An 11,954-nucleotide genomic window follows, 5' to 3' on the forward strand; every position below is an offset into this window, starting at 1 on the left:
CCAAAAAAGTCGTGAATGTTGCCATTCTACCATAATTCTGCAAATTTATTGAGCATCATTTATTAAGCATCTTTTGGGGGTAACTTTATGCAAAATTCTCCGATCCATTAAAGCCCTAATTCGCATTTACCCCGTTTCTGTAATTTAACCCAAGTGTAATGCAAAATGGTGGATATTTTAATGATGTGAACCATCATCATATGCATGTGTTTCCACGATACAAAAATGATGGATTTAGCTGGGTTGAGTCTAGCCAATTAATACAAACAACTCTAGCTCAAACTGCAAATAACCTAATCAAAACAATAGAAAAGCAAAACTGTTGAACAGTTATTTAACTTTTAAATTTCTATAACATCAAAACACCTGATAAACTGTTATTTATCAAATTTTAAAAAATGATGAATAAGAGTCTTGAGCAATATGATGTTCTGTTTCTTCTTCTAAATGTCCATTACCAGAATATTGAGCAATTTTTACTAAAATTTCTTTGTGGTTGTTTTAACATAGACTCACGTAGGCTTAGATCGATGCATTTTGCTTTAGAAAATTGGATCCAAAATTGAGCCAAGCCCAAAGCGTATTTGGGATTTGAACAAACATATTTTTGTGTAATTTCATTAAAGCATCGTGCTTTTTGTAGTACTACAAGAGCTACAGCAACTTCATTGGAATATTTAGGTACTTCAAAGGCTAATTTAAGAAAACGTTCATCCAAACCCTCTTTATTCAGTGTTTTTACTGCCTCTATTAATGCGCGACATTCATTTGAATAGGCAAAAATAGTTTGCAGAATTAGTGGCAAGCACTCTGATTTTAATTCCAATTTAATTAATTCTTCAGTAGCTGTGTTTAATGCCCAGTCATCGACTTTCCCGCTTAGAATCGTTCCTAAATACAGTTGTATATCCCAACCACCTTTTTTAAAATTTATAATGATATTTTTGGACCAATAATTCAATGTATCATTTGCTTGAAATAAACTATCTAAAGATTGCTGATTCGGAGGAAGATTCAGAAACAACTCACAAAAGAGAAAGTGTTTTTTTGCTTTTAAAATATTAATCAAATTAGGCAAAGTAATCAGCAATGGATTTTCTTTTGCCAATGTTTCTAGTATCTTGTTAATACCGATAATATGTTTTGTTTCTTTCAATAAAGGTAATACTTCATCGCTATTTAAATCATAGTTATTTAATATAGATAATACATTAATAAAAAAATGAGCATCTTCTGTTCGTGAAATTAACTCTAATTCTTTAACAATAGTGATTAGTTCTTGATGATTTTTAATTTTTTCCAGAGCATGGAATATCTTTTTTCTATCACCGACTAGAGTGTTTTTTGAGATAGAGACTATGAAAGCAGCCAAAGTTTTTCCTGAAGTTGGGTATCTTTCCAGTAACACTATGCTCTCTTCAGTCAATTGTTTCGAATTATTTAAGATATCAAGTGCTTCATACCCTCCTAGTTTTTTAGCCAGCGCCTCAAATGTTTTATCACTTTCACTTTGCTCTGTACGTGTGCTCTTGCCAATTAAAATCAAGGCTAAGTTCAGTAATGAAGCAGGGAATAAATTATCTTCTTTCAGCTCTTCATAAAACCTGCGTAATTCCTTGATATGTGGTTCTTCTTTGATAAGTGCTCGAACATAACCTTTATTATTATCATATTGCTCAAGCGCTTTTTTTATAGTGATTCTTAGCATTTACTACGCCTACGATTTTTCCATTGGATACCCTGCATCAATCCATCCTTGCAGTCCAGTATCTAAAGAATATACATTCTGATACCCCATTTTCTGCAAGCTTTCTGCAACCAAAGCACAACGAAAACCACCACTGCAATAAACTACAATTTGCTGCTGCCGTAAAGGAATTACTTTCTCGATATCGCGCTCAATAATTCCACGTCCCAAATGCATCGCAGAAGGAATACCGCCACTTGCCCACTCGCTTTCCTCGCGTACATCAATCAATTTCAATGGTTCTTGATGTTCTAGCTTCTTTTTTAACTCTTTAGGGCTAAGCTCTTTAATATGTTTTTTCGCTTCTGTAACCAATGCTAAAAATCCCTGTGAATGTTGTTTCATTCCCTTACTCCTTACGTTTAAATAATTTTTTTACTAACGGCCAAAATGCAATAATAAAAATCACTAATGTAAACAATAAAACTGCGATGACCATTTGCACAATAGCAAAGTTCAATGCATCCTGAGCAACAAACCAGCTGGTAATGGAACCTGAAATTACCAAAAGTGCTCGGATAATCCAATTAAACATTCCTTATTCTCCCTAACTATCCAGAATCACCCGCAGATCCCGCGCATCCGATAATCCGTGTTCATCCACAACTCGAACTACATACTGACCAGGCTTAGCTTTCCACATAAAGGATTTACCTGCTACGGTTTTCGCAACAAAAGTGTCGTTAATAAACCAATATACATATGCAATACCCGCATCAGTTACGGCAGTAAAAGGTATTGTATTGTTATGTGGTGAATCTGCTCTAATAATATAACTTAATCCAACTTGTGGTGAAGTAATTTGCGGATTAATGCCTAAATTTCCGGACAAAGTGCATTCCGGCTCAAAAAACGGCGGAGCACGACGATGAATCCCCGCTTTTTTAAAAATTTGCAACAAATCCGAAGGCCAAAATTCAAAAACCTCAAAACGTGTGTCCATATCGATATGACAAGTACGTAACCCAGTCTTACTGTTAATGGCTACTTCACGATAAATTGTATCCGTTTTGATCGGTGATTTCCCAGGAATAAACCAGGTCCACTCCTTATCCTGACAATATCGAGTAGGCAACATTCCTGAAGTTTTACAGACCTCAACCTTTTTAAGATTCATCAATTCAGGATGTTTTTCTAAAGCATGTAAGGGCCCACGCTCTTGTTTTATTGCATCAATCAACTCAAAAAACAAAGGGGCTGCAATATCCTTCCCAATGAATGCAGGGTTAGCTGAATTATCAAAATTCCCCACCCACACTGCTAAAACATAAGGTCCAAAAACACCTACAGCCCATGCATCACGATAACCCGAAGAGGTTCCAGTTTTCCACGCTACAGGCAGAAGTGAACCATGCAGATAACTGACATCCACCCGCGGTGTATTTTGTAACATATCTAAAACTAAAAAACTGGCTTCGGGACTAAGCAAACGCACACCCGCTGTTTGCAAATCATCTTGCAATAAACGCAAAGGATGCCATAAACCATCATTAGCCAACATAACATATAAACTTACTAATTCCTGCATGGTTAATTCCACACCACCCAAGCTTAAAGACAAACCATAAAATGATTCCGAACGCAGATGACTAACATGAGCCATTTCGAGCAACTGATGCAATGAAGGCTGACGTAAAAGATTAGCTAAATAAATTGCAGGAATATTGCGACTCAAAACTAAAGCATCTTTAGCTTTAATGGGGCCCATAAAATCATAATCAAAATTTTCGGGGTTATAACCATTAAAACTATGAGGAACATCTTTTAACATAGTATCAGGATGGATTAAGCCCTGATCGATGGCCAAACCATAAATAAATGGTTTTAGAGCAGAACCAGGGGAGCGTTTGGTGTTTGTGCCATCAATTTGCCCGCTAATTTCTTGATTAAAAAAGTCAGATGAACCTAGCATTCCTTTAATCCCCATATCACGCGTATCGACCAATAAAACCGCGGCATTATTCACGCCCAATCTGCGTTTGCGTGCCAGATAGCTACGTGTAATTCGCTCAAGAATGATTTGCACGCGTGAATCTAAAGTGGTCAGGATATTTTGCTGTGATGCATCATGTAAGGCCAAGTTTACAAAATGAGGAGCAGTAAAAGGCAACGTATGATTATTTTGCATAACCAATGGCAAATCAATCATCATTTTTTTATTCGCATCTTCAGGATGAATCAATAACCATCGTTGATATAAATGTGCACGAATACTTTTTAAGTCTTGATTATTCAGTGTACGCTTGCCCGGATTTTGCGGAATAATACTCAAGATCAAAGCCTGAGGTAACGTTAGCCTGTCAACTGAAGTTCCAAAATAAATCAGACTGGCTGCCCCTACTCCTTCAATATTGCCACCATAAGGTGCCAGATTTAAATAAGCTTCTAAAATTTGATCCTTTGAATAATGTATCTCTAATTGCAGGGCTTTAACCATTTGCCACAACTTGCCACTAATTTTTTTCGAGTGAATTCCAAAACGCATACGTGCAACTTGCATAGTAATTGTCGATGCCCCCATACGCCGTGATTTTAAGGCATAGGTTTGCCAAAAAGCTTTCAAGGTTGCTATAGGATTAATGCCAAAATGAAAACGAAAATACTGATCTTCCTGCAATAAGGTTGCTGTAACCAACTGCGGAGAAATCTTAGATAAAGGCGTGAACAGCCGATATTTTTCATCACTACTTAACGTTAACCTTAATAAATGATGTTGTTCATCGTACACTGCCTTAGAAAAACGACTTTCTGGCAATAAAATTGGTGTAGGTAAAAAAAATAATAGCAAATACCCACTGACAAACAGTAAAACAAATATTATGCTTAAGCGTTTTAAAATTTTTTTCATAAGCGCTATTATGCACTAAAAACAGTGCAGGAACCAATGAGCATATACCAATCAATCAGGATTAATTATGAGCAATAAACTAGTGAATGCTTTTTCCGCTGTATTTGGAAAATTAAACTGGAATAGTCCTCCTTGGTTAACGTATTTACGAAGTAAATCGAGTACGTCTCCTAAAACGTTTTTTGGGGCTATTATCTTGGCAGTAATTGCTTCTGGCTATGGCATTCATTGGTATAAAAATCTGCCTCAACCTATTTATACTACTGCCATCATCAATACTCCTAAGATTACCGCTAATGAAGAAACTTTAGTACCTGATAATCTGGTCGTAGATTTTGGTATCAAACAAAATGGATTCATTAATAAGTCAGTTGCGCCATTAAACCAGATTGGCAAACTGGTTACTAAAGGCATTGAAATGAAACCTGAAATACCTGGTACCTGGGTCTGGACCAGTGACAGTGAACTGACCTTTACTCCAGCTGAAGATTGGCCTGCAAATCAAAAATATACAATTACCTTTGCTCCTGAGTTCTTTGCTGCCAATGCCAATATGGAGTCCCATACTTTTTCATTTTCTACTCATACTTTTAAAGCGGATATTAAAAGCTTCTCGCTCTACCAAGATCCACTGCATGCAGAAATAAATAAAGCGATAGCCACTATTGAATTTAACTTCCCAGTAAATCCTGAAAGCCTAGAACAACACACCTCTTTGAATTTCCTGACAGAAAGTGGCAAAACGCAGGAGTCACTGCCCTTCACTTATACGTTTGATGCCCATAAACGTGTCGCTTATTTGCATTCAGATCTTATTAAAATTAAAGATATTGCCCGCTTTTTACGCTTAACGTTAAATAAAAAGTTGAGCTCTTCAACAAACTCTGGCGTCACCGGGCGAGAACTTACGGATAAGATTTACATTCCTGATGCACATGACTTCCTTAAAGTTTCTTCTGCAACCGCTTCTATTGTCCGCAATGCCCAAGATCGGCCAGAGCAAGTTTTAACCATTGAAACGACCATAGGTATTAACGAAACTGAATTTAATAAATCCGTTCATGTGTATTTGCTTCCTAAAGATCTGCCAGCAACAGCATCACAAAATGCAGTAAAAGATTACCATTGGATGAACCCTGGTGAAGTGACCAATAACATCCTGGCTCTAGCTAAGCCATTAACTAAAAAAGCCATCCCTACAGAGCAAAATTATGCAACCTTGCATAGTTTTAAATTCACTGCACAAACACCAGGCTACCTTTATATAAAAATCGATAAAGGCATGAAAGGCTTTGGCGATTATACCTTAAATAATGACTATGCAGCTGTGGTGCAAGTACCTGATTATCCAAAAGAAATTAGCTTTTTGCACAAAGGTTCACTTTTAGCACTTAGTGGTGAAAAAAAGCTTTCCGTGCTTGCTCGCGGTGTCCCAGCCATCAAATTTGAGTTTGCTCGAGTATTGCCAGACAACGTGAATCAATTAGTCACTCAGACTCAAGGTGATTTTAATAATCCTTACTTTATTAATCCCAATTTTAATCAGCAAAATATCAGTAAAATTGCTTCTGATATCCAACACTTATCTTCTTCTGATTTAGCAAAACAAGAATACCTTGCTCTTGATTTTAGCAAGTATCTAGCGATGGAACCCAATTCCACAGGCCCTCAAGGTTTATTTTTATTACAGGCTACCGGTTGGGATCCTGCTCAAAATACGGCACTGGATGTTAAAAGCAATCGTATGATCTTAATCACTGATCTGGCACTTGTAGTAAAAGACAATAATGACGGTAGTCATGATGTGTTTGTTGCTTCCATCACTCAAGGAACGCCAGTTGCCAATGCCACCGTAACCGTTTTAGGCAAAAATGGTTTACCCGTTTTATCACGTGTTACCGATGCTTCTGGAAGAGCAAACTTCCCAACCCTCAAAGATTTTATCGATGATCGCGAACCAGTGGCTTATCTAGCACAACAAGGAAATGATGTTTCTTTCATTCCTTTTAATCGCAGCAATCGCCAATTAAATTTTTCTAAATTCGATGTCGGTGGACTATATACCTATTATGGCCAAGACATGCAAAGCTTAAGTGCTTACCTCTTTTCTGATAGAGGCATATACAGGCCAGGAGATACCACGCATGTAGGCATGATTGTAAAACAAGCTTACGTTCAAGAGCAACCAGCTGGTTTGCCTTTGCAGGTTTCTGTCATTGACCCAAGAGGAACAACCGTTAAAGAAGAAATTATCACCTTAAATGACACCGGCTTTATGGAGTTTGATTTTGCAACAACATCAGGTTCTCCAACAGGCCAGTACACCATCAATTTATTTTTAGTGAAAGATAATCATCCACAGAATTTATTAGGCTCAACAACCGTTCGTGTTTCTGAGTTTTTACCCGATAGAATGCGCATTACCACCAATTTAATACCCCAACCAGCTGCGGGCTGGAGCCATCCTCAAGAGTTAAAGGGCAAAGTAAACTTATGGAATCTTTATGGAGCCCCTGCAACCAATAGAATAGTTAATGCTAAAATTTTATTAGTACCTCAAAAAGTACAGTTCTCTAAATATCCTGACTATATTTTTGCTGATCCATTAGCAGATCCGAAAAAACTTGCAAAAGTATTTACTGAAAGTTTAACTGACCTTAAAACAAACGACAAAGGTGAAGCAGAATTTGATTTAAATTTAGACCGCTTTGAAAAAGCAACTTATCAATTAACGTTCTTCGCTGAAGGTTTTGAAGCCGATGGTGGTCGCAGTGTTACAAGCCAGTCTCAAACACTGATAAGCCCGTTGCCTTATTTTGTTGGCTATAAACCAGATGGAGATCTATCGTTCATCAAACAAAATGACACCCGGGTAATTAATTACCTGGCGATTAATCCAGAATTAGCCACAGCTGAAGTCAAAGACTTACAAATTCAATTAGTATCTTTACACCCAGTGACTACCCTGGTGAAAAAAGCAGATGGAACGTATCAATATCAATCGATTATCCAGTCAACAGTATTAAACACAGCACCTTTTAGTATCAACAAACAAGGTAGCAATTATGTGCTACCAACGCAACAAATTGGTGATTTTTCCTTGGTGATTCTAGCCAAAGACAATACAGTACTAAGCCAATTAAAATTTAGCGTTGTTGGTATGAGTCAAGCACAACTTACAAAAAATGCTGAATTATCGATTAAATTAAACAAAAAAGAATATCAAGCCAATGAAGATATTGAAATTCAAGTTACATCACCTTATACCGGTTCAGGCTTGATCACCATTGAACGTGACAAAGTATATGCCACGCAGTGGTTTAAAACCGACAATACAAACTCTGTACAAACTGTTCACATTCCTGCAGATTTTAAAGGCAATGGTTATGTGAATGTGGCATTTATCCGAGACTGGAATTCCCCTGAAGTTTTTGTCAACCCGCTAAGCTACAGCATTGCTCCCTTTACAGTAAATCACGAGCAACAAAACATTAAAATTGATCTGCAAACACCAGCAATCTCACGCCCAGGTGAATCATTAACTATTGACTACCGCAGTGATAAGCCAGGAAAGATCCTTATCTTTGCGGTAGATGCAGGTATTTTACAAGTTGCTAAATATATTACCCCCGATCCATTATCCTTCTTTTTCCAAAAGCGCGCTCTAGAAGTGATCACTCAACAAACAGTAGATCAAATCATGCCGCAATTTATCCTCGACCGTGAACGCTTCGCAGTTGGTGGTGATAATGGTGAAGAAAATATGGCAACCCGTTTAAACCCCTTTAAACGCAAAACTGACTTACCAGTAGCCTTTTGGTCAGGAATTCAAGATACCGACACTACAACTAGACAGTTGATGTATCATGTACCGGATTATTTTAATGGCAATCTTAAAATCATGGCTGTGGCCGTAGCAGCTAATGCAGTTGGCTCTCAAGAAACTGCTACAGAAATTCGCGGCGACTTCATCATTAGTCCTAACGTTCCCACCTTTGTTGCTCCTGGTGATGAGTTTGAAATTTCTGCCTCGGTTGCTAATAACGTCAAAGATTCTGGTGAACATGCCCAAATCAATGTAGAGCTCTCCACTACACCTGAAATAAGCATTATAGAACCCTCAACACAAACCATAGAAATAGCGGAAGGAAAAGAACAAACGGTACAATTTAAATTAAAAGCCAAAGACATTTTAGGTTCAGCAACTTTAGAACTTAAAGCAAGTGCTGGTGATAAAACCAGCACCATGAGCACAACACTTAGTGTTCGACCTTCTTCACCATTGATGACCCTCATCAACAGTGGTAAATCACAAGTGGCACAAAAAACACTGGAGCTAATGCAAACATTCTACCCAGAATACCGCAATGCCACCGCAACTCTATCATCCAGCCCACTGATTCTAGTTTTTGGTTTACAACGCTATCTGGATAACTATCCTTATGGTTGTACCGAGCAGCTCATCAGTAAAGTAATGCCTTTACTGGCAATGCATAACCATACTGAATTTGCTGATGAAACAAAAGATATAAACAAAAAAATCAATGCCACCATCCAAATGTTAAACCAACGTCAAATGTCGAATGGAAGCTTTAGTTATTGGCCAGGATTGGGCAGCAACCAAAGCAATGATTTTGCAACGGTTTATGCAATGCACTTCTTAACTGAAATGAAAACACAAGGCTTAACCATACCTTTAGATATGTTTTATAAAGGAATTGAGTATTTAAAATCATTGGCAAGTCAAAATGTTAGCAGTCTTGATGCCGCAAGAATTCAAGCTTATGCTATTTACATACTGACTCGTAATGAAATTGTGACCACCAATTACCTTACCAACCTGCAATTATATTTAGAACAGAACTATGCAAAAAGCTGGAGAAATGACATCAGCGCAGTTTATCTGGCTGCTTCTTATCAGTTATTACAAAGTACTCAAGAAGCTAATAAACTAATTGGCCAATATACTCCTCAAACGAATCAATCGTCGAATACTGATTTTTATGATAGCACTATTGCGGATGCCCAATACCTCTATATTGTGGCTAAACACTTTCCTAATTTACTGCCACAAATTAGTGATGCTGTACTTATGCGTTTGATTAAAGTCATTAATGAGAATGATATGAATACGATTCTCTCAGGCTACATCAGCCTCGCCTTAGGTGCTTATCCGAGCGCAACAACACCTAATACCGATAATTTATCAATAACTAAAATTATGGCGAATAATCAACAAATTCCGGTTCCAGTTAATGATACACATTATCAAAAAGTAAGTTTGGATACCGAAACCAAACAAGTACGATTTGATAATCCAGGCAAGATAAGCTTTTTTTACTTGCTTAGTCAATCAGGATTTGATAAATCGACGCCTAAAGAAGCCGTGAAACATGGATTGGAGGTTTTTAGAGAATATCGTGATGTTAATAATCAAGTAGTGAATACAGTAACTTTAGGCAGTGAGCTTGAAGTACATCTCCAAATCCGCGCATTGGATGTTGATTATTTATCCCACATTGCCATAGAAGATTTGCTACCTGGTGGTTTTGAAGTAGTTACAAATTCAGTAAAAAATAATGCAGATATGGATTATGCTGATGTTCGTGAAGACCGAGTGAACTTCTTTGGCGGCGTTACCAGTACGACTAAAGAAATTGTTTATAAGATTAAGGCTGTTAACGTGGGAACTTATACAGTACCACCAGCATATGCTGAAGCAATGTATGATCCCTTGATCTTTGCTCACGGTGTAGCATCAACAATTGCAGTAACAAAAAACCAGGGCAAGCAAAACTATACACTATAGGTGAAAATCAGGCTTGGGGAGCAGCGGAGCAAAAACAGCAAGACCGATTCTTGAAGACATCTCAAAAAATATCTTTTCGGGGATTAGCTATTTCTGTACAGAATAATTGCTCCAGGTCCAACGCGTATGATCCTCTAACAATGGTTTAAGCGGTTTAAGCAATTCGGCATCGATTGAGAAAAATCTATTTTGTGAGACCCCTACTTGCATATTATTCAATGAATTTTTCTCTTCTAGCAGCAAAACTGATGGTTATTTAATATCCAGCCTTTTTGTTTCAACAATTTAGGTAAGCTGTTTGGATATTCACCAATTACATGGCGAGCCCCTGAGGCATAAAATCCACAGCGATTTTCTTTAGTTAAAAGTGTCATTTGAAGATCGTTATGTATTGTTTCAGCCATAACTGCATCCCTTTCTTGTAATTCTTTTATACTCAATTCATCTTTGTATTTTTTGAGAGAAAACTCTAATTTTTGGGTACCTTGTGGTATAGATTAGTCCACACTTGGAATAAACTGCTAAACATACTAAAGGTCTTAGGATTTCCAAAAATGTGGAAAACAATATCGATGTTCTAACTCGCTGAATATGTGTGGGGGCACTGATCTATCGGGAGCCGGATGCGGTAGCTCTGCAAGTCTGGTTCTGAGGAAGGTTTGGTCAGAGTGATCTGGCCATTCTACTCACCCAAACCCCTTATAGCTAAACATGTCTGCCAAAATCCATAGATTGATGCAACACGCGAATAACTGCGATACCATAACTTGTGATTTTAAAGAAAATAACATGTGAACCGATATTAAATGCCCTCAAATCCTCGCGAACATAATCACATTTTCTGGAAATCAATAGTCTTCTGTTCTTTTAATGCCGAATTCACGCACACTGTACAAATAGATGGACTCAAGATCCTCTACAGCCTTGGAATAAAGACGATACTTTTTATTTAGCATGAGATATTTTATTCATTCGCTCAAGAAATTCATGCGCATCCCATCTTAGAGGATCTCCACTCGCCTTCCCTTCATCGATAAGATGACGTAACTGTTCAAGTTTTGACTCGGCTTGTCTTTCACGAAGCAACCGAAGTGATTCTCTTAAGACTTCACTATTACTTCGATAATCTCCTGAATCGACAAGTGACTCCACATAGTTGCGAAGTTCATTGCCTAAATCAACGGTCATTGTGCGAGCCATAACTACCCCTGCAAGTGTAAGAAATATTCTTACATTAAGTATATAAGACATTTACTTACATTCCAAATTATTTATTAACTCTCACTAGAGTACACCCTTGAGATAATTTCTACTTTCTTTAAAGACACCCTTTTTTACTATCAATAGAATTTAGTTATTGCTTTTGAGAAGTTTAGAGTAACGTAAATAGGGTCTTTGCCTAGGTTCTGTGAACACAGCAAGAACTGCCCGTAGTCGTTTGTTTCTCTTGAGCAAAAAGCGGCTTGACCCTGAGGTATCCCGTCAAATTTTTTAAAAAAAGAGATATAAAACAGACGAGTTATAAATTAGAAAGACTAGACATGCATGTC

General features: G+C 37.5%; 8 protein-coding genes. 1 reads left to right on the forward strand and 7 read right to left on the reverse strand.

What is annotated here, in order from left to right; all coding sequences use genetic code 11:
• Positions 1-454 precede the first annotated feature (454 nt).
• The 4 genes from QM652_RS00740 to pbpC are packed head-to-tail and all read right to left on the reverse strand — an operon-like array spanning position 455 to position 4,595.
• The gene (locus tag QM652_RS00740; protein ID WP_415072232.1) at positions 455-1,708 is read right to left on the reverse strand and encodes a hypothetical protein; all 1,254 of its coding nucleotides are present in this window, start codon (positions 1,706-1,708) and stop codon (positions 455-457) included.
• Positions 1,709-1,717: 9 nt separating this feature from the next.
• Positions 1,718-2,092, reverse strand: coding sequence for a rhodanese-like domain-containing protein (locus tag QM652_RS00745; RefSeq protein ID WP_415072233.1), 375 nt, complete (start codon positions 2,090-2,092; stop codon positions 1,718-1,720).
• 4 nt (positions 2,093-2,096) lie between these two features.
• Positions 2,097-2,282, reverse strand: coding sequence for a hypothetical protein (locus QM652_RS00750; protein WP_415072234.1), 186 nt, complete (start codon positions 2,280-2,282; stop codon positions 2,097-2,099).
• A 12-nt stretch (positions 2,283-2,294) separates the two neighbouring features.
• On the reverse strand, positions 2,295-4,595 hold the full coding sequence (gene pbpC / locus QM652_RS00755) for a penicillin-binding protein 1C (RefSeq protein ID WP_415072235.1): 2,301 nt from the start codon (positions 4,593-4,595) through the stop codon (positions 2,295-2,297).
• A 67-nt stretch (positions 4,596-4,662) separates the two neighbouring features.
• On the opposite strand from pbpC, the gene QM652_RS00760 reads away from it, so the two are divergent.
• The gene (locus QM652_RS00760) at positions 4,663-10,404 is read left to right on the forward strand and encodes an MG2 domain-containing protein (RefSeq protein WP_415072236.1); all 5,742 of its coding nucleotides are present in this window, start codon (positions 4,663-4,665) and stop codon (positions 10,402-10,404) included.
• 233 nt (positions 10,405-10,637) lie between these two features.
• Here the strand turns inward: QM652_RS00760 and QM652_RS00765 are convergent, their stop codons facing one another.
• The 3 genes from QM652_RS00765 to QM652_RS00775 all read right to left on the reverse strand — a co-directional run bounded on the left by QM652_RS00765 (position 10,638) and on the right by QM652_RS00775 (position 11,604).
• Positions 10,638-10,808 carry a hypothetical protein gene (locus tag QM652_RS00765; protein WP_415072237.1) on the reverse strand — a complete coding sequence of 57 codons (171 nt, stop codon included), beginning with the start codon at positions 10,806-10,808 and terminating at the stop codon, positions 10,638-10,640.
• Between the two features lie 301 nt (positions 10,809-11,109).
• Positions 11,110-11,256 (reverse strand): type II toxin-antitoxin system RelE/ParE family toxin, encoded by a 147-nt coding sequence (locus QM652_RS00770; RefSeq protein ID WP_415072238.1) that lies wholly within the window; start codon positions 11,254-11,256, stop codon positions 11,110-11,112.
• Positions 11,257-11,349: 93 nt separating this feature from the next.
• Positions 11,350-11,604 (reverse strand): type II toxin-antitoxin system ParD family antitoxin, encoded by a 255-nt coding sequence (locus QM652_RS00775; protein WP_415072239.1) that lies wholly within the window; start codon positions 11,602-11,604, stop codon positions 11,350-11,352.
• Positions 11,605-11,954 lie beyond the last annotated feature (350 nt).

The sequence above is a fragment of the Legionella sp. genome, assembly GCF_047605385.1.
GTDB lineage: Bacteria > Pseudomonadota > Gammaproteobacteria > Legionellales > Legionellaceae > Legionella.

Bases quoted from the DNA above. Each gene is read 5' to 3' on its own strand.
- QM652_RS00740 (WP_415072232.1), bottom strand. From the start codon at position 1,708: ATGCTAAGAATCACTATAAAAAAAGCGCTTGAGCAATATGATAATAAT.
- QM652_RS00745 (WP_415072233.1), bottom strand. From the start codon at position 2,092: ATGAAACAACATTCACAGGGATTTTTAGCATTGGTTACAGAAGCGAAA.
- QM652_RS00750 (WP_415072234.1), bottom strand. From the start codon at position 2,282: ATGTTTAATTGGATTATCCGAGCACTTTTGGTAATTTCAGGTTCCATT.
- pbpC (WP_415072235.1), bottom strand. From the start codon at position 4,595: ATGAAAAAAATTTTAAAACGCTTAAGCATAATATTTGTTTTACTGTTT.
- QM652_RS00760 (WP_415072236.1), top strand. From the start codon at position 4,663: ATGAGCAATAAACTAGTGAATGCTTTTTCCGCTGTATTTGGAAAATTA.
- QM652_RS00765 (WP_415072237.1), bottom strand. From the start codon at position 10,808: ATGGCTGAAACAATACATAACGATCTTCAAATGACACTTTTAACTAAA.
- QM652_RS00775 (WP_415072239.1), bottom strand. From the start codon at position 11,604: ATGGCTCGCACAATGACCGTTGATTTAGGCAATGAACTTCGCAACTAT.